Origin of the sequence: Leucobacter salsicius M1-8, from assembly GCF_000350525.1 — a bacterium.
Taxonomy (GTDB): domain Bacteria; phylum Actinomycetota; class Actinomycetes; order Actinomycetales; family Microbacteriaceae; genus Leucobacter; species Leucobacter salsicius.
This window is the reverse complement of the sequence record NZ_AOCN01000022.1, coordinates 523,277-543,571: the sequence shown is the minus strand read 5'-3', so window position 1 is coordinate 543,571 and position 20,295 is coordinate 523,277. Positions and strand designations below refer to the sequence as shown.

The window sequence follows — 20,295 nt, the reverse complement described above, 5'->3', positions numbered from 1 at the left end:
ATTCGACCGCGCTGATCGATCGGCGTATCGCGATATGTGCGCCAATCCGTGAGGAGCTTGTCGCGCGAACCCGTCGGATGCTGCTGGTGCCAGGCACGAGTGAAGCGGTTGTACTCAAACTGTCCATCAATGCTCTTGCTGCCCTGGTCTCGAGTCGACAGGTAATGGTCGACCGCGTCCTGCATGGTCTTCGTGCCGTCGGAAGCGGCAAAGAACTCACGCATTTCGGCATCGAAGTGAAAGCTCGGACCAATCTGTTCAAGCATCCACGCGCGCACGACCTGGCTGGATCGCTGCCCTTCTGGGATGACCGTGGAGGGGGTGAGTACACCGGAGAGTTGGCATCCGCCGGCCCGCCGCGCAGGGGCCGGCTCCGCAAAGGGTCTCCCGGCCAGAGCCGCTCCGATCCGGGCGGTGAGAAGGTCCTTGCTCCCCGTCGCCCGAATGTCGAGTTGGCGCGCGAATGATTCGAGCTCCGCCTTCAGCCAATACCACTGAAGAAACTCCTCTTCAAGGAGCCCAGGGGCGAGAATGGGGCGAGCTGCAGGAGTAGAAGTCACCGAACCAACCTAGCTGACTCCCAGCCTCTCACTTCAGCACTGAAAATCCTTGAGGAAGACCTTCCCGGCCGGTGAGCGCCATCAGTAGTGGCACCCCAGTTCCTGCGCGCAGCGAAAGGTGCACACTCAACTCGAGTGCAAGAGCCAAACACGGCCGCGGTGGCTCGACCTTGAGTCCAGCTGCGCGGGCAATATCGAGGCCGTGCACTATCAGCTCGAAAGTGCGCGTCGGAACGTAATTGCTGAGCATCATTCCGCCCGCAAGGGTAGAGATCAGCCGATCCGACTCGCTCGCAAGTAGCCGTGGTACCCGCTTGGCAATCGCAGCGAATTCCGTCTGGGGTGACTCGCCCAGCGCCACGCCCGCCTCGACTCCCCGTTGAAACACTGCGTCATCAGTGACCCCAGGAAGTTTCGCGACCTGCTCAAAGTAGTCCTCGGCGCTCAAGGCCGCCTCGTGCGAGGCGCTGGTCGCGGAGTACTGCTCGACGGTGAGTAAGGCTCGACTCGTATGCCCGACGAGTGCGCGCATGTTCCAACGGCCGAGGCCGGGGCGCTCCCAGGCCGTGTCAGGCAGAGCGGTGACCACCTGTGCCGCCCACGCAGCTGCCGCGGCAAACAATGAGATCTCGGTAGACAGCGCAGTCATGACTCAAGGATAAGTGGAGCCGGGGCAACGGGCTACTGTGCGGCACCGGAAAGCAGCATTCGGAATGCCGAGGACTGGGCCCGTTGAGTCGACGTCGCCTGTCGATTCAATCCTGTATTCCAACTTGGATACACCCGAAACCCCCGCTTGCCCGTTTGTGCAGCAGAGCTCGTGATTCCAAGGTTCGCCAATTGGTTCGAAGAAAACTGAAAGAACCCGAACTGCTCGCCGTCGCGCACGAACACCAGGAGCCCATCAATGTGCTCGTTTGATTCGAACGGACAGGTCTCTCCGTCTGGGTTTCGTCTCCATACCGCTACAAATGCTCCCGGCTTCTTCGGAGTCACGCGAGCGGTACGAATACGCCATTCCTGGGACCCTAATACGACAGTTCCAGATTCGTAGTCGCCGTTCTGTTCCTCGGGCTGCGGGTACCCCGGTTCCCCGTATTCGTCCCCTACGAACGTGACAAACTCTTCAAACGCCGTGAACCGCATTCACTCAAGATACCAAGTTGGTCGAAATCTACTGCGCGAAGACGATCCATCGCCGGCAGCATCTGTCCAAACAGCGTCGAGGCAACAGTACTCACGACAACATGCGCAGGAATCGCCGTCATGTGCTCGTCGCCCTATGCACGCGGTTCGGCCACAACCCGGTCAGAGATCGTGTCGTGGGTGTGTGGCCGGCAACACGAGACCTCAAGTAGCAGCTTGGTGGCGCACTATTGTCGCCACGCCTTACGACCCCTCGCGTGCCGAAGCGGCGAGCTCCTGCCGTTGCATTGCTCGCTCACCGGACGCGAGCACACCCATGATGATTCCGCCACACAGCAGGACAAAACCGAGACCTTGATTTGGCCTGACTAAAGTTCCGACATGGTTGTCCGTTACATCGTCAGTGCGGGCAACGGTTCAGTGACAGCGTAGTACGCCGCTTCAACCTCTGCAGGGGTACGCATATCAAGCTCCCCGTGAAGGCGTTCGTTGTTCCACCACCACACATATTCCAACGTCGCAAGCTCGACCTGCTCGACCGTTTTCCAAGGCCCCTGCTGCCTGATCAATTCGGCTTTGTAGAGCGCGTTCACTGCTTCAGCCATCGAATTGTCGTAGCTATCGCCGACTGTCCCGGTTGACGGGATCGCGCCGAGCTCTGCGACCCGGTTGGTGTAGACCATCGACATATAATTCGAGCCGTGGTCGCTGTGATGCACCAACCCCTCGAGATCACCACCGGCCTGCCAGGCCGCCATCTCAAGCGCTTGCAACGGCAATACCTCGGCCTTGAGTGTTGAAGCGACATTCCAGCCGACGATTCTGCGCGAGTACACGTCGGTCACGAACGATACGTACGCGAACCCAGACCACGTCGCAACATAGGTGATGTCGACGACCCACAACCGCTTCGGTGCTGCCGCAGTGAAGTTCCGATTCACGAGATCACCTGGCAGCCGGTCCGCCGGGTCGCTCTTCGTGGTGAATGCCCGTTTCGAGCGTTGCACGCCGCGTACTCCAGCGATCTTCATGAGCCGCTCGCAGGCGTCACGGCCAATTTCCCAGCCCTCACGCCGCAATAGGGCATGCATTTTGCGGCGACCATACACGCCGTAATGCTTGTGGTGGAGGCGCGTGATCTCCGGGATGAGGATCTCATCACGGAGGTGCCTAGCTGAAGGCAGCCGGTTCCTCGCTGCCCGATACCCGCGTGAGGTGAGGAAACCACGGACTGCCGCACGTAGCGTGCGGCAGAGGAACTCGACCCCGAAACGATCACGATACTTATCGATGAATCGGATCATTTCGATCGTGGCCGGTCGAGTTCCTGCGCGAAAAATATGCTCGCAGCTTTGAGAACTTCATTCGCTTTCCGAAGCTCCGCATTCTCGCGGCGCAACCGACGGTTCTCTTCATTCATATCGGTGGTGACACCGGGCTTCGCGCCAGCGTCGACCTGGGTTTGGCGATGCCAGACGCGAAGCGTGTCGGGCGAGACTCCAAGGAGCCCGCCGATGTGTTTACTCGCCGCATGAAGACTTGCGTGTTCGGGTAGAGCTTCGGTGAGCATGCGGAGGGCGCGCTCACGGAACTCGGGTTCGTATTTCTTGGCCATGGTGTTCCTATCCTTGTAAAAGATCGGAACTTTAACCAGGCCAAATCACACGAACTAATCGCTTGGTGACCATGCGGCCGTCACGCCCAGTGACCACACGCTTCACCGAGGGCAGCGTGCCTTTCTGATGTGATTGCGGATCGTCGTATCGCTCAGTTTCTGGCGCTCTGCCGCTTCCTTGATGTCTAGCCACTCCCCTACGTCGACCACGTGATCTCCTTCCACTTGCGCCCCTGCTAGCGCTCTTCTTCGAACCGCGCCAGATTAACACAGATGTGACTCATAGTCCGTGGACCGATCGTCAACACTGGAGGAGCGTTACTTACGTGACTTCTATCCCCGCCCATCGCATCGCTTTTGGCGACCGGATTCGCGATTTACGAAAAGCCAAGGGCTGGGCTTCCCAGGAAGACTTTGCGCACCACGCCGGATTAGACCGCACATACATCAGCGGAATAGAGCGAGCACGCCGCAATCCGACCCTTGATGTCATCATTCGGCTCGCTCGCGCGCTCGAGGTCTCGCCAGCGGAACTTCTCGCAACCGTCGATGAGCCTGAAGTTAATCGATAGGCACACAGGCTCGCGACACGCCCGGTATCCGAGCGTTCGCTGCTGGCGACCATTTTTGGGTACTCGTGACCGAGAAAAATAAACCCCTGTTCAAGGGTAGTTTTCTGCGTTTTGCTATGAAAACATGAATGTTAATGGGAAGTGGGACGTTCGCGGGCTCCCGTTTGCGTACACGTGGTGACCGTTGAGCAGAAATCGCGGCTGCACGAGCCGAGATCCGCACCGAACGCGAATCAGCGTTTTTGCTGGCAGACCAGGCAAAAATGCGAGGAACGGTTCATGAACTTCTTCCGTGTGATAGCGTTGCCACATCGGGAGCAAGGGTTACCTTCAAGTCCATAAACATGAAGTTCTCGCTGGAAATGACCCGCCTGCCCGTTCACGTTCACGTACTGCTCGTCAAAGCTCGTGCCGCCCTCGGCAAGCGCCTTCTCGAACACGTCACGCAGCGCGACCAGCAGCTCACGCGCTTTGCGCACGCTCACCGATGACCCCGCAGTCTCGGGGTGCAGCCGCGCCCGCCACAGCGCCTCATCGGCGTAAATGTTGCCCACGCCACTCACGAGCGACTGGTCAAGGATCAGTTGCTTGACACCGCGCGAGCGGGCGCGCAGCCGCGACACGAACGCGGCGTCGTCAAACGTGGGTTCGAGCGGGTCGGGTGCAATGTGCACCGCTTGACCCGGCACCAACGGCAAAGACGGCACCAACGGCTCCGAAGTAGCCGCAAACAGATCAGGCACCAGGTCATCGAGCGCGAGCGATCCGAACAGTCGCTGGTCGGCGAAGTCGAGGCGCAGCTCCCCGTGGGTCGGGTGCTCGAGCCAGAGCCTGATACGCACGTGCCGATCGTCTCCGGCATCGAGGTCGCGCAGCAGCATCTGCCCGCTCATCCCGAGGTGCGCGAGCAAAGCGAGGCCAGCGTCACCGTCACCGCCATCGACTGCAACACCAGCCGCCACCGGAATCCACATGAACTTGCCCCGGCGAACGGGCGCGGCAAGCGTCAGCCCCACCACCCGCCGCTCGAAGTCGGCGGCGCGCAGCGCACCCTCGGCAGCCGTCAGAGTCACCCCGTGCCCACTGCGGCCATCGGAGAACCCGCCCGTGAGCGGCACGTGCCGCTTGAGCGCCCGAGGGTCGAGCACCTCGCATCCGATAATGCGGGCGCCGGTGACGGCGGGGGCAAGCCCCGCCCGCACTACTTCTACCTCGGGCAGCTCAGGCATACGCGACTACGAACGCGGGCCGAACTGCCGCACCGCGTCACGCGCTGCCGCAAGCTCGGCGACCTTCTTGCTCGTGCCGCGGCCAAACCCGGTGACGCCGTCGAGCGTCACGGTAGACGTGTAGCGCTTGGCGTGGTCGGGGCCGGTGCCGGCCGTGAGGTACGGCGGGTGCGGCATGCCGAGCGACGCCGCGATCGCCTGCAGCGAGGTCTTCGGGTCGAGCGAGGCCTCGAAGCGATTGGGGTCATCAAGCAACGGCTTGATCAGGTCGAGCACAAACCGATCGGCCACCTCGGGGGTAGTCGACAAATAGACTGCGCCGATCACAGCCTCCACGGAATCCGCGAGAATCGAGGCCTTTTCGCGGCCGCCGGTCCCCTCTTCACCCTTACCGAGGCGCAAGAACTCGCCGAACCCCAGGCCCCGGGCGATTTCTGACAGCGCGACACTGGAGACTAACGATGCGCGACGCTTTGCTAGGTCGCCCTCGGCAAGCTGCGGGTAGGTGCGGTAGAGCATCACCGTGACGGCCTGGCCCAGCACCGAGTCGCCCAAGAATTCGAGGCGTTCGTTGTGGGGTGCACCGTCATGTTCGTACGCCCACGAGCGGTGTGTAAATGCGAGCTGCAAGAGCTCCTCGTCAACCGCGACACCGAACGAACGAAGAACGCCGCCGGGACCGCCCTGAGGCGTTCCCGACGGCGTTCCAGCTTCGGTGTGCGGGATCGAGTGTTCGTTCCCTGTCACGCGAAAAGTCTTACGCGTCAGCGACCTTGCGGCCCTTGTACTCGAGGAACAGGGGGGTGCCCTGTGAATCCTCGACCACGCGAGCGCGGTGGGGAAGGCTGTAAACGGTCTTGCCGTTTTCTACAGTCTTGACAAGGGTCGGGACCGAAGCCTTCCACGCCGAACGGCGGTGACGGGTGTTCGAGCGCGACATCTTCCGCTTGGGAACAGCCATGATGTTCTCTTTCCTACTTGCTTTTAGACTCGGGAAGCTCCCCCGAGTCAGGTTTTTCGTCAGCCGTGACCGTGCCCGCAGCGAAGCGGGCCAGTGCTGCCCAGCGCGGATCAAGATCCACGTCAGACTCTACCGCAGCCTCGGCCTCGCGCAGCTCACCGGACTCGGGATCGAGCCCCGGGCAGTCCGGGCGACACATTGGCTGGAACGGAAGTGCAAGCACTACCGCGTCTCGGAGCGGGGGTTCAAGATCCACGTGATCACCGTGAACCCCATAGTCGTCGGCCTCCGTAGGAGTATACGCGAAAAGTTCCTGGAACTCGACTTGAAACGGCGTGGCGAATTCTTTCAGGCATCGGCCGCATTCAGCTTGCAGGGTCGTGTACGCCTTAACCGACGCGAGGACGCCCTCGTGCACCGATTCCAGACGCACCTCGAGCTCCATCTCGGTACCCGCGGGCACCACAGCGAGAGCCTCGCCAAATTGTTCGGGCACGGAGATGACGCGCGAGCGTTCGCGCATCTCCCCCGGCCGGTTCGCGAGATCGCGAATGTTTTCTTCGTATACGCGCGTGGCGTTCATCAAACGGGCCTTGTCTTATCGAGGAAGCGGGCGACCGCTTTCGGTACATATGGGGTGACGTCGCCGCCGAGCGATGCGACCTGGCGCACGAGAGTACTCGACACGTGGGCGTGCGCGGGGTCTGGCAGCATGAACACGGTCTCGACGTTGGCGAGGCTGCGGTTCATAAGCACCATCGGGGTTTCATAAGCGACATCGATCTGCGACCTGATGCCCTTGACGAGCACATTCGCGCCCACCTCGGTGCAGTAGTCAACGAGCAATCCCATCGACCACGAGGCCACCAGCACGTTGCTGGGAATCTCGGAGTCCTCGGCGATTGATTTCTGGATGAGACCGACGCGTTCAGAGATCGGCAGCATCGCATCTTTGCCCGGGTTATGCACCACGAGCACATGGACCTCGTCGAAGATCTTGGCGGTGCGCCGGATCACGTCGAGGTGCCCCAGCGTGACCGGGTCGAAGGAACCGGGTACGACGGCAATCTTGCTCATGCCTCTACCCTAGCGGTGCCGCCAGGGGGAATTCCGAATACTTGCCCGGCGAGTGAACGACACACGCTACATTCCATTTTCTTTCGCAAAGATCACGGCGTGCACGCGGTCGCGAAGCTCGAGCTTCGAGAGCACACGGCCAACGTGTGTCTTCACGGTCGACTCCGAAAGAAACAGGCTCGCCCCAATTTCGGCGTTATTGAGGCCCGATGCGATGAGCGTGAGCACCTCGGCCTCGCGCTCGGTGAGTTGATCGAGCGCCGGATCCCGCTGGGCCGAGGCCGCGCCCGCACCCGGGGCCTGCTGCCCGAGGCCGATCCGATCAATGAGCCTGCGGGTGACGCTGGGCGCCATCGCGGAGTCACCGGCGGCGATCTTCGTGATCGCGGTAACGAGCTCCTCGGGCTTGGCGTCCTTGAGCAGGAAGCCTGCGGCACCCGCCCGGATCGCGTCAAGCGCGTACTCGTCGAGGTCGAACGTGGTGAGCACGAGCACCCGGGTCTCGGGGAAACGTCGCGCGATCTCGGCGGTCGCCTCGATGCCGTTCATACCGGGCATCCGCACATCCATGAGCGCGATGTCGCAACCTATCCCTTCAGTGTCCAGTCGCTCAAGCACCGAAAGCGCGTCGCCACCGTCCCCGGCCTCTGCGACAACGTCCAGGCCCGGTTCGGCGCCCAGCACGAGCGAGAAACCTGTGCGAATCAGCTCCTGGTCATCAACGATCATCACGCGAATCTTGGGGCCGGTCATGGTTTCTCCATATCTGTCTGAGGTTCCGGATCAGCGGCTTCCTGGGATCCGCTGGCGTTGATCGCTGCGGGCAGCGTCACACGCAGCTGCCAGCCGGGACCGTCTTCGGCTGGCCCGGAGTGGGCCGTGCCGCCGAGCATGCGGGCGCGCTCCGACATGCCCGCGAGCCCCTTACCGGCCCCGAGCCCAGTTTGGGCGGGGATTGATCCGGCAATCGAGCCGTAATCCCGCACCGAGACACAGGTCTGCTCGGGCTCGCTACGCACCGTGACCTCGACCCGGCTTCCCTGCCCCGCATACCGCAGCGTATTCGTGAGGGCCTCCTGCACCGCGCGATAGACCGCGAGTTCCTGGCCGCGGTCGCCGGAGGGCTGACCCTCGATGCGCAGCCCGACCTGCAACCCGGCATCGCGAAACCCTTGGGCAAGCTCGGGCAGGTCGGTGAGTGAGGGCTGCGGGGCGAGTTCTACATCGCCGTCGCTCAACGCTCCGAGGAGTCGCCGAGTTTCGGCGAGCGCATTCCGGCCGGTCTCGGCGCTCTTGCGCATCGCGTTTGCGGCGGCCTCTGGGGCGTTGGCTGCGGCCCGGGCGGCCCCCTCCGACAACGCGATCATCACGGAGAGCGAGTGCGCAACGATGTCGTGCATCTCGCGGGAAATGCGCTCGCGCTCCTCAGCGACAGCAAGCTTGGCCTGCTGATCGCGTTCAAGCACCAGTTGGTGAGCCCGATCGATGACCGCGGCCAGGTACCTGCGACGGTTGCCCAGGTTAATGCCGAGCATCAATATGGCGACATACCAGAGCCCCGAGATGATCGCGATCACGATGAACTCTTGCCGGTTCACGGAAACATCTGCGGCAGTGCCTGCCACGCTTGCTTCAAACGCTGCCGCGGGCGCGAGTCCCAGCGGCAGAATCATTTGCAGCAGCCCCACCACATAGGCGATCGCGAATCCGATCCAGCCCGCGGCCACGCTTCGGTACACGGGTACTGCATAAATCATGAAGCAGAGTGCCACACCGGTGGCGAGGCTTTGCACGCCATGCTCGCCGAACGACGCGAGCGACACCACTACAAGCCCGGCGAGCGGATACCGGCGCCGGTACAGCAGCGCGGCCGCGATGATGAGGATCCGGAGCGCCGCAAATGGCCACCACGGCCACTGCAAATAGACGGGAAGTGCAAAGAAATCAGAGGCGGCTTCGATCGCGCCGGGGGCGCCTTGCGCATCGATGAAGGCCTCGCTCGACGCCATGGCTCCATCAAGCAGGATCCCAAAGCAGGAGCCGATGATGTACCAGACGACGATAAACACGTCGACGGCGAGTGGATGGTCCGCGAGGAACCGCCGCATAATGCCCGGCGGTTTAGGCAGCCGCATCTCGGTGCCGGTCGCGCTCATCATATGTTCACCCTAGTCAATCACTGGTGGCCAGCGGCTCACGCCGCTGGCCACCACCTGTCTAATGCTGCGTCTAGTGCGCGTCGCGTCGCCGGAAGACGATGGCGGCGGGAATCACTGTGACGGCTGCCCAGACAACCATCGCGAGCAGCGAGCCGGCGTACCCCACGCCCGAGACGCCGGCGGCCGCAGCGTCTGCGGCCGGGATGATGCCCATGGAGAGCGTGTTGCCCAACTGCGTGGGGAGGTAGTCGATCACCGTGGGCACCCACTCCCAGTTCGCCATCATCAGCATCGAGAATGCGATCGGCGCGACGAAGGTGACACCGGCCACGATGCCGATACCTGCGGCCGCGTTGCGGGTGAGCGTCGCGATGCCGAAGGCGAAGAGGGCAAGCAGCGTCAGGTAAGCCGCTGTGCCGAGGGCGCCCGTCATCACCTGCGTCTTGAACACCTGCTCCGCTGCGGCAGGCTGGAACAGCACGCCGATCAGCAGCCCCCCACCGATTACGATAATGGCGGTGATCGCGGCGGTGGCGGCGAGCACGACGGCCTTTGCCATAAACACGGCAGTGCGGCGGGGTGCCGCGACGAGAGTTGAGAGAATGAGTCCGCTCGCATACTCGCTCGACATGACGAGCACGCCGAGTACACCGAACACGAGCGCGATGAACGGTGCCGAGATCGAGGCGGTCATCAACAGGTACTGCTGCAGTTCAGCCGCCGTCTGGGTGCCCGCAGGGGCCATGGCCTCGCTGTTCCACAGCAGCGCGATCAGGCCGCTGAGGCCAAACCCCGCGGCAAGGGTTGCGGCGAGGGTAAAGCGAATGCTGCGCAGCGAGCTGAGCTTAATGCGTTCCGCACGCAGCAGCCCCCCGAAGCTCAGCTTCGCGCCGGCGGCGGCACGGCTGCCCGCGGGCCTCGCGGCAGCGGGGCGCGCTGCGGTGCTGGGGTGTGAGGCGCGCGGATCCGGAGCCGAGCTGCCGTCGATGAAAATGGTCGTGGTCATGATGAAGTCCTTTGCGTACAGACGCGAGTGTGGGGCGGCGCGCTTAGGCGGCGACGGGCGCGGTCGAATACTCGACCGCGTCTTGTGTGAGCGAGAGGTACGCGTCCTCAAGGTTTGACGAGGTGGTCGAGAGCTCGTGCAGCTCGATGCCCGTTGCCGCCGCGAGACGGCCGATGCGTGCGCTGTCGATTCCGGTGACGGCGAATCCGTCGTTGCCAGTGCTTTCGAGGCTGCAGTCGGGCGTCTCGGTCATCACGAGTGAGGCGAGGCGTGCGGCCTCGGGGCTGCGCACGGTAACCGTACTCTGGCCCTGGGCGTCGAGAAACTCAGCGAGCGGTGCATCGGCCATGACCCGCCCACGGGCGAGCACGATGATGTGGTCGGCGGTCTGTGCCATCTCGCTCATCAGGTGGCTCGACAGCAGCACCGTGCGCCCCTCGCTCGCCATATGGCGCAGCAGCTGGCGCACCCAGCGCACCCCGTCGGGGTCGAGGCCGTTGACCGGCTCATCAAGAATGAGCACCTCTGGGTCGCCGAGCAGCGCCGCCGCAATGCCGAGCCGCTGCCCCATGCCGAGCGAGTAGCCGCCGACGCGTTTCTGGGCGACCGATTCGAGCCCGGTCTGCGCAAGCACCTCGCTGACGCGGCGATCCGAAATGCCGTGCGTGGCCGCGATGGCGCGCAGGTGACTGCGAGCGCTGCGGCCGGGATGCACTCCCTTCGCGTCGAGCAGGGCGCCGACCGCGGTCAACGGCGAATCGACCTCGGTGTAGCGCGCGCCGTTGACGGTGACCGTGCCAGACGTGGGGCGGTCGAGCCCCAGGATGAGTCGCATGGTGGTCGATTTGCCGGCACCGTTCGGGCCGAGAAACCCGGTCACTTGGCCGGGCTTGATGCTAAATGAGACGTCGTCTACGGCGCGCTTGGCGCCGTACTGCTTGGTGAGTCCGCGAGCCTCGATCATGAGCATTCCCCGTGTTCTGGCCAGACGTTCTGGCCTCAACAACTACGCTACGGGGGTGCGTCGCCCCGCACATCGGACGCCGGTGCCGAGTGCGTGGTACCTGGGTACTAGGACTTTGCGAGGTTCTCAATGTGCTGCTCTTCTGCCGCGATGCGCGCGCCCAGCAGCGGATACTGTTCGAGCATCGGGTCGCCGTCGAGCAGCTCCGCCGCAACGTCTCGGGCGTGCATGATGAGTTCGCCGTGTTTAGTGACCCGAAGGAGTCGGAGCGTGGAGCGACCGCCTGATTGCCGGGTGCCCAAGATGTCGCCCTCGCGGCGCTGCTCGAGATCGGCTTCGGCGAGCGCGAAGCCGTCGGTCGTACTCGCTACTGCCAGCAGGCGTTCAAGCGCGGGGGTGTCTTCCTCGGCGTAGGTGAGCAGCATGCACTGGCCCGCGTGTTCGCCACGCCCCACGCGGCCACGCAGCTGGTGCAGCTGCGAAATGCCGAACCGGTCGGCATCGCGCACGATCATCATGGACGCGTTGGGCACGTTGACGCCGACCTCGATCACGGTCGTGGAGACGAGGATGCCGATCTCGCCCGCGGCGAAGTCGCGCATCACCCGGTCTTTTTCGTCGGTGGGCATGCTGCCGTACATGCCCTCGATGCGCACGCCCTCGTACCAGGCCGAGCGGCGTAGCCGTTCGACCGTGTCGACGACGTTCGCGACGGGGCGCTTTGGTGCGGCTTCGCCGTCGCTATCTCCGCCAGCTACCGCGGGTCCGTCGATGTCGGCGTCGAGTTCGGGGTCGAGTTCTGCCTGGTCGATGGCCGGGCACACGAAGTAAATCTGGCGGCCAGCCTCAAGCTCCCGCGTCACCTCCTGCCACATGCGCTGCTTGCGTTCGGGGGTGTACTCCTCGTGCACCACGACGGTCTTGATGCCCTGGCGGCCCGCCGGGAGCTCCTTAATCGTCGAAACTTCGAGGTCGCCGAACGCCGTGAGCGCGACAGTGCGCGGGATGGGCGTCGCGGTCATCGCGAGCACGTGCGGGTTGTTGCCCTTGAGTCGCATGGCCTCACGCTGATCGACGCCAAACCGGTGCTGCTCATCGACCACGACGAGCCCGAGGTCGTACATCGATACCTTGTCGGCCAGGAGGGCGTGGGTGCCGACCGCGATGCGGGCCGCGCCCGAAGCAAGGGCCAGGAGCGATCGTTTGCGCTCGGCCACGGGCATGCGCCCAGTGAGCAGCACGACGCCAACCTCGGCCGCCATATCGGGACCGAGCGATTCGATGATGGAGCGGTAATGCTGCGATGCCAGCACTTCTGTAGGCGAGAGCAGCGCGCTCTGCCCACCGTCCTCAGCAACCTGCAGCATTGCGCGCAGCGCAACCAGGGTTTTACCCGAGCCAACCTCGCCCTGCAGCAGCCGGTGCATCGGGTGCACGTCCGCGAGCTCGCTGGCAATGGTTGCGCCCGCACGCTGCTGGTCTCCCGTGAGCGTGAACGGCAGCGTGCTGTCGAACCGGGCGAGAAGCAGACCGCCTTCGTCGCGCGGCATCGCGGGCGCCAGGCCCACGCACCGCCGTCGGTCAAGGAGCGCGAGCTGCAGCTCGAATGCCTCTCGAAACAGCAGGCTGTCGCGCGCCTGTTGCCAGTGCTCATCAACCTCGGGCTGGTGCACGAGCCGAATGGCCCGATCGAAGTCCATGAGCCCCTCGGTAGCCACGATGTACATCGGCAGCGGTTCCGCGAGCGGTTCGAGCTGCTCAAGCACAATTTCGATCGACTGCTGAATTGACCAGCTCGGCATCTGCGCGGTCGCCGGATACAGCGGCACGGGGGTCTGCGACCACGCCTTCGCGGCGGCCTCACTCAGCTCCAGCGCGCCCGGCGCATCCTCACGCCGCTCAAACATCTCATAGTCGGGCTGCTGCAGCTGCAGCGCGCCGCGATACTCGGTCACCTTGCCGGTGAAGATGCCGCGGCGGCGCGACTGCAGATCCTTGAGCCGCCACTTCTGATTGAAAAAGGTGATCGTCAGAAAGCCCTGACCGTCGGTGATGCGAGCCTCGATCAGGCTGCCGTTGCGGCGCTGCATGCGGCGCTCGCGCACCTCAAGCACCTCGGCGACGACCGTGATGTGTTCGCCGAGCGGCAGCTCGGTGAGCGGCGTGAGCTCGCCCCGCTTCGAGTAGCGCCGGGGAAAGTGCATCAGCAGGTCTTCTACCGAGTGCATGTCGAAGGCCCGCTCGAGGACCTTGGCAGAGCGATCACCGATCACGCTCACCAGGCGCGTATCAAGCGTCACGTTCTCCATACCCCCAGCGTACCGGCGACCATGGACACCGCGCTGGCACGGCGCGGTCACAACGCGCGCCCACGCGCACGCGATATTCTCGACGGGTGACGAGAATCATTTCTGGAACAGCCGGTTCGCTGCGACTCGAAGTGCCCAAGGCGGGCACCCGGCCCACGAGCGACCGCGTGCGCGAAGCCATCTTTTCGACGCTCGATTCTTGGGGACTGGTCGACGAGGCTCGCGTGCTCGACCTCTACGCCGGATCAGGCGCGCTCGGGCTCGAAGCCGCGAGCCGCGGAGCGAGCCTGGTGACGCTCGTCGAGAAGCACCCGCAGGCCGCGGGCGTAGCCGCCCGCAACTGGGGCGCAATCAAGGGTGCTTTTACACGCACAGGCGGTACCGCACCTGAGGTGGAGGTGGCCCGGCAGTCGGTCCAGGCGTTCCTTGAGGCGCGCGGCGACCGGGATCCGGCGCCTACCTGGGATGTCGCGTTCATTGACCCGCCGTATGACCTGGGTGAGACCGAGCTCGCGGCGAACCTCGCGGCGCTCGTGCCGCTGCTTGCTCCCGATGCCGCCGTGATGGTGGAACGTTCGACGCGCTCCCCCGAGCCTGCCTGGCCCGCGGGCCTCGAACGCGTGCGCGAAAAGAACTACGGCGAGACGCAGTTGTGGTGGGCTGAGCCGACCTCACTCGAGGATTCGGATCAGCCCACGCCCTAGCATCGGGCTCGCTGGCTAGATGTACCAGGCGTCGAAGGTACGCACGCCAAACTTCGGTGCGACCGCACGATTCCAACGCGACGCAAACCGTTCCTTGGGTGCGTCCGAGCTCGCGGCGGCCCGCGCGCCCTTGCTTGACAGCGACGCGCAACCCGATGCGTTGGCCGCTTCGGCCCAGGCCACGTACTCGATGTTTGCCCGGTGCGAGGCCTCAATAGCCGCGTACAGGTCATCGAGCAGCGCGCTACCTTCAGGGACCCTGTCCACGGGCATCGCATCGAGCGACGACAGCAGCTCCGCGCGGTTATCGCGCACCGCTTCCATGGCCGAGACGGTGTCACTGTACCCGCCGGCAGAGGCCGTGCAGTATTCAAGCTTGGGCAGCGCGTCCTTCACGAGAGCACGCCCCGCATAGGCCTTCTCGAGCACCTCGATCATGTAGCGCACCTGATCGTCCGCTGTGTCATCGGGTGCCTGCACGTCGAACGCGCCGTCCTCCTGAGCGGTATCCGTCACGGTGCGCACGGACTCACCCAGCGGCACGAAGACGTAGCGCACAAACCGCTGTTGCTCGATGGTCTTGCGCTCGACGGAGTCGCGACGCACGGCCGTACCAATGTCGTAGTCGAGGGTGACGCGGTCGCCGCCATCGAGCTCTGCGATATACCTCGACAGCCCCGCATCCCAGTCAACGGCAGCTTTGGCGTCGGCGCTGGTGGGGTTCTGCGCTCCCACCGAGTACAGCACCTTCGAGGAGTCAGGGCCCTGGTACGCCATAAAGGTGGGTTCGGTCGTCGAGACGCCGCACACGAGCACCCAGCCATCGGCGAATTCAGCCCAGGCGAGCAGGATCGTGTCGGCCGGGCAGCCGATCGTGATGGTGTCGGGAATCGAGACGGATCCCGCCGTCTGGGCCGTGCCGTCACTGTTGTTTGCTGGCCCCATGAAGGTGTAGCTGTCGAGCGAGTGTGACCCCTCTGCGGTTGAGCAGTCGTCACAGAAATAGTGTGAGAACAGCACGCCGTTGGGCCCGCCGACCACCTCAGCGACGTCGGTCACCTCGGGGAACGAGCCCGCATAGAGCTCGTCGCCGGTCTCGCCGTCGAAGACCTCGACCGACGACAGCGTGCGTTCGGAATTCCCGCTAAACGCCAACACCTGGCCTGCAGCGACTGCGATGTTCCGGTCACTCGCCGTAGTCGAGATCTTAACCTCGTCACCGGTTTCAACGTCGACGATTGCGACGCTTTGCTGGCCCTCGTTCCAGACCAGCACACCGTCGCCGGAGTCGCGCTTCACGAGTTGGGGCGCCTGGTACCACCCGGGAAGCGTTCCGGTCTTTGACCAGAGCTGTTCACGAGTCCCGGCATCAAATGCCGTTGTGCGGCTGTCACTGTCAATAAGTATCACGGGGCGTTCATCCCCGACCACAGCCCAGTTAAACGTCTCGAAGTCACCGAGAATCTCGTCTTCTGGCCCGGCACATCCGGCGCCCACATAGGAAACGGTTTCGCCCCCAGAGATCCAGACGCAATCGGTTGACCCCGAGTTGCCGAACCTCGCGCCAGAGTCGCCGACGCCTGCGACGGAGCCAACTTCCTTGCCAGCCCGATCGTACCGAACACTGCTCGTGTCCCCGACCACCTGCCAGCCCTTCTTAAATAGCTGAACCGAACCGGCCTGGCTCGGCTCCTGCATTGTGAGCCCGTCTGCATCAAAGCCCACGAGTTCCGATCCAGCGACGAAGCTCGTGACGCACGTAGCCTCGGTCGACTCAGCGTTGGATGCGCAGGCGTTCCCGTACCCCAGGCCCTCCTCGATCCACTTGGGTTCACCCGTTTTCGGATCAAGCAGTGCCCAGCTCGCTGGAACATCGCCCGGCTGACTATCTGGACGGAACGAAAGCAGGACGCCTGGGTCGAGCAGGACCGGCTGATCGCTGCGCTCTGCGACGTTAATCTGGCCGAGCATGCGGGGCAAATACCCCAGCAGTCGTGCCTCGGAGCCCAAATCGCTCCCCGACACCGACCACTTTTCCTCGATCCCCTGAGCAAAGGTCGGGGCAGCATCCCCCTGCGCGACCCTCGAGGCAGCTGACCCGCCACCCAACCCGCTCTCGCCAAACGGCCACGTGTCGGTGAGGGCAAGTGCGACCCCTCCCCCCGAGATCGCGAGGGCAGCAGCAACGCCGCCCGCGATCCACTTCTTGGACTTCGATTTGGGCCGCGAGCCGGGATCCGGCGCCGCACCAAAGGGCGTTGGGGCCGGGCCCACAGGCGGCGGGCCGAAGGCCGCCGGAGCTGGGTACGCAGGCATCGCGGCCTGCGGGGGCGGGGGCATCTGCGCCACGTCCGGCAGCGTGCCCCCCGGGGGCATCCAGTTGCGCGATGGGGGCGCGAACGGAGGCGCGCTATCGCCCATCCCCGGAAACGACGCCGGATCGGGGCCAACGGCAGCAGGCGGAGTCAGATTGCCAGCCACCGTGGTGCGCTCGAAATTGCTCGCGACCGCCGTCTGCTCAAAGTCAGCTGCGGCGACGGTGCGCGTCGCCTCCTCGAAACTCGCCGCCGTCATCGTTGCATCGGCATCGAGGCCACCGTTCGCGGCAGCACGGCTACTCTCAGCGATCCAACTGCGCAGCCCGTCGTAGCTGTTGGGGTGGGCGCTGATCTCTGACCACAGATCTGGGCGGGTCGTCGCCAACGCGGCCAGCTGCTCGGCGGTGGCGTCGGCCGACACGCCTGTCATGTCAGGCTCCCAGGGTGGAGTGGGTGGCGTAGGGGGCTGCGTCATCGTGACTCCTGTCGTCGAGTGGGCACCGCCCAATCATCTACAACACCTAATCCTATGGGAACCCTAGGAGATTGCCAGTTGATACAAAACCGCGGGCGTCGAGCCCCGTGGGGAGGCTCGACGCCCGCGGCGTGAATGCTGCACCGGTGAAAATCATCACCGGTGCGCGTCAATTACGAACGCGGCAGCAGCGTGTACTTCGACGAGAGGAACTCGTGGATACCCTCGAAGCCACCCTCGCGGCCGAGGCCCGACTGCTTGAGTCCACCGAAGGGAGCGGCGGCGTTCGACACGAGGCCCGTGTTGAGGCCCATCATGCCGGTCTCGAGCTTCTCGATCATGCGGTGGCCACGGTGAATGTTCTCGGTGAACACGTAGCTGACAAGACCGTACTCGGTGTTGTTCGCGATCTCGACAGCCTCTTCTTCGGTCGAGAAGCGGATGACACCAAGCAGCGGCCCGAAGATCTCTTCGCGCATGATGGCCGACTGCGGGGTGAGGTGATCAACCACGGTGGGCTGGAAGAAGCTGCCCGGGCCGTCGATTGCCTCGCCACCGGTGACGACCGTCGCGCCGGTCGCAACTGCGTCCTCGACCAGGCGTGCGGTGTTCGCAACAGCCTTGTCGTCGACGAGAGCGCCGATGTCGAAGCCCTCCTCTGCGCCGCGGCCCACGGAGAACGCGTTGACGCGCTCCGAGACGCGCGCTACGAACTCATCAGCAACCGACTCGTGCACGATGATGCGGTTCGCAGCGGTGCAGGCCTGGCCGATGTTGCGGAACTTGGCGAGCATGACGCCCTCGACCGCACGGTCGAGATCTGCATCCTCGAACACGATGAAGGGAGCGTTGCCGCCGAGCTCCATCGAGGTGCGCAGCACGTTCTGAGCAGCAGCCTCGAGCAGCTTGACGCCGACGGGGGTCGAGCCCGTGAAGCTGAGCTTGCGCAGGCGGGTGTCGCTGAGCAGCGCGCTCGACTGAGCGCTCGACTTCGAGGTTGCAACCACGTTGACGACGCCAGCGGGGAGGCCAGCCTCTTCGAGCAGCTGCGCGAAGAAGATGGTGGTCAGCGGGGTGAGCGCTGCGGGCTTGATAACGACGGTGCAACCTGCGGCAAGCGCGGGAGCGATCTTGCGGGTCGCCATTGCGAGCGGGAAGTTCCACGGGGTGATGAAGTAGCAGGGGCCCACCGGGATCTGCGAGACCAGCATGTTGCCGGTACCCTCGGGGTTCTGACGGTAGTCACCGGGAACGCGCACGGCCTCTTCCGAGAACCAGCGAAGGAACTCGCCACCGTAGTTGACCTCGCCACGAGCCTCGGCGATGGGCTTGCCCATCTCCATGCTCATGAGCAGCGCGAATTCTTCCTTGCGCTCCATCAGCAGATCGAATGCGCGGCGCAGGATGTTGGAGCGCTCGCGGCTCGACGTCGCGGCCCAAGCATCCTGAGCGCCAACGGCTGCGTCGAGGGCACGCACGGCGTCTTCAACGGTCGCGTCAGCGATCGACTTGATGACCTCGCCGGTCGCGGGGTCATGCACGTCGAGCGTGGCGCCCGAGGTAGCCGGCTCCCAGGTGCCGCCGATGCCGAGGCCGCTCTGAACGCGGTCGAGCAGATCCTGCTCATTGGGCTTCAATGCCATGGTGTGTCCTTTCAAGTCACGCGTTCGGGGCCGGATCGCGGCCTCGCTCACGCGGGTAAGTCTGTGGGAACGGCGGCATATGCCGCCAGAGTGACGGGAGGGTCTCAGCCAGATTACCGGCGAGACCCCCACGTCAGTTGCACATCAGTGCTTACGCGTTAGCCTTCAGCGCATCTGCGACGATCGAGAGGCCCTCGCGGAGCAGGTCGTCAGAGATCGACAGGGGCGGAAGGAAGCGCACGACGTTGCCGTAGGTGCCGCAGGTGAGCAGAACAACTGCCTCGTTTGCAGCGTACTTGGCGATTGCACCGGTGAGTGCAGCGTTGGGTGCCTTCGAGCCCGACTCAACGAACTCAACAGCCATCATCGCGCCACGGCCACGGATCTCACCGATACGGTCATCGGTCTTCTGCAGCTCGGTGAAGAACTCCGTGATGATCGCGCCGATTTCGCGGGCGCGCTCAGCAAGGTTGTCCTTCTGGTACGTGTCGATGGTTGCGAGTGCAGCTGCACAGGCGATGGGGCTACCCGCGTAGGTGCCACCCAGGCCACCGGCGTGTGCCGAATCCATGATCTCGGCGCGGCCGGTCACAGCCGAAAGCGGCAGGCCGCCGGCGATGCCCTTAGCGGTCGTGATGAGGTCGGGGACGATGCCCTCGTGGTTGGCAGCGAACAGGTCACCGGTACGTGCGAAACCGGTCTGCACCTCGTCGAGGATGAACACGACGCCGTTAGCGGTTGCCCACTCCTGGATTGCGGGGAGGAAGCCCTCGGCGGGAGCAATGAAGCCACCCTCGCCCTGGATCGGCTCGATGATGATTGCGGCAACGTTGTGCGCGCCAATCTGCTTGTCGATCTGAAGCAGAGCCTGTGCTGCTGCCTCTGCGCCGGTCAGGCCGTCGCGGAAGGGGTACGAAGCGGGAACGCGGTGCACCTCGGGAGCGAAGGGACCGAAGCCATCCTTGTAGGGCATGTTCTTGGCGGTCATCGCCATGGTGAGGTTGGTGCGGCCGTGGTACGAGTGATCGAACACGACAACGCCGTCACGCTTGGTGTAGTGGCGAGCGATCTTGATCGCGTTCTCCACTGCTTCTGCGCCCGAGTTGAACAGCGCCGAACGCTTCTCGTGGTCACCGGGGGTCAGCTCGTTGAGCTTCTCCGAAACTGCAACGTAGCCCTCGTAGGGGGTAACGGTGAAGCAGGTGTGCGTGAACTGCTGTACCTGGTTGATGACTGCCTCAACGACGGCGGGAGCCGAGTTGCCCACGCCGGTCACTGCGATGCCCGAGCCGAGGTCGATCAGCGAGTTGCCGTCAACGTCGACCATGACGCCGCCGCCTGCAGCGACGATCGAGACGGGAAGTGCAACGCCAACGCCAGCTGCAACAGCGGCGTTCTTGCGTGCCAGCATCTCCTGCGACTTGGGGCCGGGGATGCTGGTAACGAGCTTGCGCTCCTGGGGAAGCGACGGGCCGCCGATGATGTCAACCATTGTGGTGTATCTCCTTAGTGTCACAGCCGATACGCGCCCCATTTGCGCGCACCGAACTAATGCAT

The 20,295-nt window shown here is 64.1% G+C and carries 19 protein-coding genes; 2 read left to right on the top strand and 17 right to left on the bottom strand.

The window, feature by feature from the left end; genetic code table 11:
- From C795_RS0111600 to C795_RS0111585, 4 genes are all read right to left on the bottom strand, one after another.
- A partial coding sequence (locus C795_RS0111600; RefSeq protein ID WP_026139643.1) for a DUF6434 domain-containing protein occupies nucleotides 1-560 on the bottom strand: 560 nt, incomplete at its 3' end.
- Between the two features lie 28 nt (nucleotides 561-588).
- A complete protein-coding gene (locus C795_RS0111595; protein ID WP_017793921.1) occupies nucleotides 589-1,209 on the bottom strand; it encodes a maleylpyruvate isomerase family mycothiol-dependent enzyme in 621 nt (206 codons plus the stop codon).
- Nucleotides 1,210-1,241: 32 nt separating this feature from the next.
- Nucleotides 1,242-1,706, bottom strand: a complete 465-nt coding sequence (locus C795_RS0111590) for a MepB family protein (RefSeq protein ID WP_017793920.1) — start codon at nucleotides 1,704-1,706, stop codon at nucleotides 1,242-1,244.
- A 392-nt stretch (nucleotides 1,707-2,098) separates the two neighbouring features.
- A protein-coding gene (locus tag C795_RS0111585; protein WP_157487079.1) for an IS3 family transposase occupies nucleotides 2,099-3,321 on the bottom strand; the annotation gives its coding sequence in 2 pieces (ribosomal slippage) (nucleotides 2,099-3,048 and nucleotides 3,048-3,321; 1,224 coding nt in all).
- 326 nt (nucleotides 3,322-3,647) lie between these two features.
- On the opposite strand from C795_RS0111585, the gene C795_RS16990 reads away from it, so the two are divergent.
- Entirely contained in the window at nucleotides 3,648-3,893 is a 246-nt protein-coding gene (locus C795_RS16990) for a helix-turn-helix domain-containing protein (protein ID WP_198008466.1), read from the top strand.
- A 233-nt stretch (nucleotides 3,894-4,126) separates the two neighbouring features.
- Here C795_RS16990 and mutM read toward each other — a convergent pair whose 3' ends face one another.
- The 10 genes from mutM to C795_RS0111525 all read right to left on the bottom strand — a co-directional run bounded on the left by mutM (nucleotide 4,127) and on the right by C795_RS0111525 (nucleotide 13,598).
- A complete protein-coding gene (gene mutM, locus C795_RS0111570; protein WP_017793918.1) occupies nucleotides 4,127-5,122 on the bottom strand; it encodes a bifunctional DNA-formamidopyrimidine glycosylase/DNA-(apurinic or apyrimidinic site) lyase in 996 nt (331 codons plus the stop codon).
- A gap of 6 nt (nucleotides 5,123-5,128) precedes the next feature.
- The gene (gene rnc, locus C795_RS0111565; protein ID WP_017793917.1) at nucleotides 5,129-5,869 is read right to left on the bottom strand and encodes a ribonuclease III; all 741 of its coding nucleotides are present in this window, start codon (nucleotides 5,867-5,869) and stop codon (nucleotides 5,129-5,131) included.
- A gap of 10 nt (nucleotides 5,870-5,879) precedes the next feature.
- Entirely contained in the window at nucleotides 5,880-6,083 is a 204-nt protein-coding gene (gene rpmF / locus C795_RS0111560) for a 50S ribosomal protein L32 (RefSeq protein WP_017793916.1), read from the bottom strand.
- 13 nt (nucleotides 6,084-6,096) lie between these two features.
- Nucleotides 6,097-6,666, bottom strand: coding sequence for a YceD family protein (locus tag C795_RS15925; protein WP_017793915.1), 570 nt, complete (start codon nucleotides 6,664-6,666; stop codon nucleotides 6,097-6,099).
- Nucleotides 6,666-7,160 (bottom strand): pantetheine-phosphate adenylyltransferase, encoded by a 495-nt coding sequence (coaD, locus tag C795_RS0111550; RefSeq protein ID WP_017793914.1) that lies wholly within the window; start codon nucleotides 7,158-7,160, stop codon nucleotides 6,666-6,668. The genes C795_RS15925 and coaD overlap by 1 nt, the downstream gene beginning before the upstream one ends.
- Before the next feature lie 66 nt (nucleotides 7,161-7,226).
- Nucleotides 7,227-7,913 (bottom strand): response regulator, encoded by a 687-nt coding sequence (locus tag C795_RS0111545; RefSeq protein ID WP_017793913.1) that lies wholly within the window; start codon nucleotides 7,911-7,913, stop codon nucleotides 7,227-7,229.
- Nucleotides 7,910-9,319 (bottom strand): sensor histidine kinase, encoded by a 1,410-nt coding sequence (locus tag C795_RS0111540; RefSeq protein ID WP_017793912.1) that lies wholly within the window; start codon nucleotides 9,317-9,319, stop codon nucleotides 7,910-7,912. The genes C795_RS0111545 and C795_RS0111540 overlap by 4 nt, the downstream gene beginning before the upstream one ends.
- Before the next feature lie 70 nt (nucleotides 9,320-9,389).
- Nucleotides 9,390-10,325, bottom strand: coding sequence for an ABC transporter permease (locus tag C795_RS0111535; protein WP_017793911.1), 936 nt, complete (start codon nucleotides 10,323-10,325; stop codon nucleotides 9,390-9,392).
- A gap of 43 nt (nucleotides 10,326-10,368) precedes the next feature.
- Entirely contained in the window at nucleotides 10,369-11,289 is a 921-nt protein-coding gene (locus C795_RS0111530) for an ABC transporter ATP-binding protein (RefSeq protein WP_026139641.1), read from the bottom strand.
- 107 nt (nucleotides 11,290-11,396) lie between these two features.
- Nucleotides 11,397-13,598: an ATP-dependent DNA helicase RecG gene (locus C795_RS0111525; RefSeq protein ID WP_051053795.1), complete on the bottom strand. Its 2,202-nt coding sequence runs from the start codon at nucleotides 13,596-13,598 to the stop codon at nucleotides 11,397-11,399.
- Between the two features lie 86 nt (nucleotides 13,599-13,684).
- Between C795_RS0111525 and rsmD the strand changes: the two genes are divergently transcribed.
- On the top strand, nucleotides 13,685-14,302 hold the full coding sequence (gene rsmD / locus C795_RS0111520) for a 16S rRNA (guanine(966)-N(2))-methyltransferase RsmD (RefSeq protein ID WP_033349545.1): 618 nt from the start codon (nucleotides 13,685-13,687) through the stop codon (nucleotides 14,300-14,302).
- Nucleotides 14,303-14,317: 15 nt separating this feature from the next.
- Here the strand turns inward: rsmD and C795_RS0111515 are convergent, their stop codons facing one another.
- The 3 genes from C795_RS0111515 to gabT form a co-directional block, all read right to left on the bottom strand.
- On the bottom strand, nucleotides 14,318-17,050 hold the full coding sequence (locus tag C795_RS0111515) for a variant leucine-rich repeat-containing protein (RefSeq protein WP_017793907.1): 2,733 nt from the start codon (nucleotides 17,048-17,050) through the stop codon (nucleotides 14,318-14,320).
- Nucleotides 17,051-17,268: 218 nt separating this feature from the next.
- On the bottom strand, nucleotides 17,269-18,738 hold the full coding sequence (locus C795_RS0111510; RefSeq protein ID WP_017793906.1) for an NAD-dependent succinate-semialdehyde dehydrogenase: 1,470 nt from the start codon (nucleotides 18,736-18,738) through the stop codon (nucleotides 17,269-17,271).
- Nucleotides 18,739-18,889: 151 nt separating this feature from the next.
- Entirely contained in the window at nucleotides 18,890-20,230 is a 1,341-nt protein-coding gene (gene gabT / locus C795_RS0111505) for a 4-aminobutyrate--2-oxoglutarate transaminase (RefSeq protein ID WP_017793905.1), read from the bottom strand.
- Nucleotides 20,231-20,295: the final 65 nt, after the last annotated feature.

What these genes read in the sequence shown, in the direction of transcription:
- C795_RS0111595 (WP_017793921.1), bottom strand. Translation starts at nt 1,209, where the DNA reads ATGACTGCGCTGTCTACCGAGATCTCATTGTTTGCCGCGGCAGCTGCG.
- C795_RS0111590 (WP_017793920.1), bottom strand. Translation starts at nt 1,706, where the DNA reads ATGCGGTTCACGGCGTTTGAAGAGTTTGTCACGTTCGTAGGGGACGAA.
- mutM (WP_017793918.1), bottom strand. Translation starts at nt 5,122, where the DNA reads ATGCCTGAGCTGCCCGAGGTAGAAGTAGTGCGGGCGGGGCTTGCCCCC.
- rpmF (WP_017793916.1), bottom strand. Translation starts at nt 6,083, where the DNA reads ATGGCTGTTCCCAAGCGGAAGATGTCGCGCTCGAACACCCGTCACCGC.
- C795_RS15925 (WP_017793915.1), bottom strand. Translation starts at nt 6,666, where the DNA reads ATGAACGCCACGCGCGTATACGAAGAAAACATTCGCGATCTCGCGAAC.
- coaD (WP_017793914.1), bottom strand. Translation starts at nt 7,160, where the DNA reads ATGAGCAAGATTGCCGTCGTACCCGGTTCCTTCGACCCGGTCACGCTG.
- C795_RS0111545 (WP_017793913.1), bottom strand. Translation starts at nt 7,913, where the DNA reads ATGACCGGCCCCAAGATTCGCGTGATGATCGTTGATGACCAGGAGCTG.
- C795_RS0111540 (WP_017793912.1), bottom strand. Translation starts at nt 9,319, where the DNA reads ATGATGAGCGCGACCGGCACCGAGATGCGGCTGCCTAAACCGCCGGGC.
- C795_RS0111535 (WP_017793911.1), bottom strand. Translation starts at nt 10,325, where the DNA reads ATGACCACGACCATTTTCATCGACGGCAGCTCGGCTCCGGATCCGCGC.
- C795_RS0111530 (WP_026139641.1), bottom strand. Translation starts at nt 11,289, where the DNA reads ATGATCGAGGCTCGCGGACTCACCAAGCAGTACGGCGCCAAGCGCGCC.
- C795_RS0111525 (WP_051053795.1), bottom strand. Translation starts at nt 13,598, where the DNA reads ATGGAGAACGTGACGCTTGATACGCGCCTGGTGAGCGTGATCGGTGAT.
- C795_RS0111515 (WP_017793907.1), bottom strand. Translation starts at nt 17,050, where the DNA reads ATGACAGGCGTGTCGGCCGACGCCACCGCCGAGCAGCTGGCCGCGTTG.
- C795_RS0111510 (WP_017793906.1), bottom strand. Translation starts at nt 18,738, where the DNA reads ATGGCATTGAAGCCCAATGAGCAGGATCTGCTCGACCGCGTTCAGAGC.
- gabT (WP_017793905.1), bottom strand. Translation starts at nt 20,230, where the DNA reads ATGGTTGACATCATCGGCGGCCCGTCGCTTCCCCAGGAGCGCAAGCTC.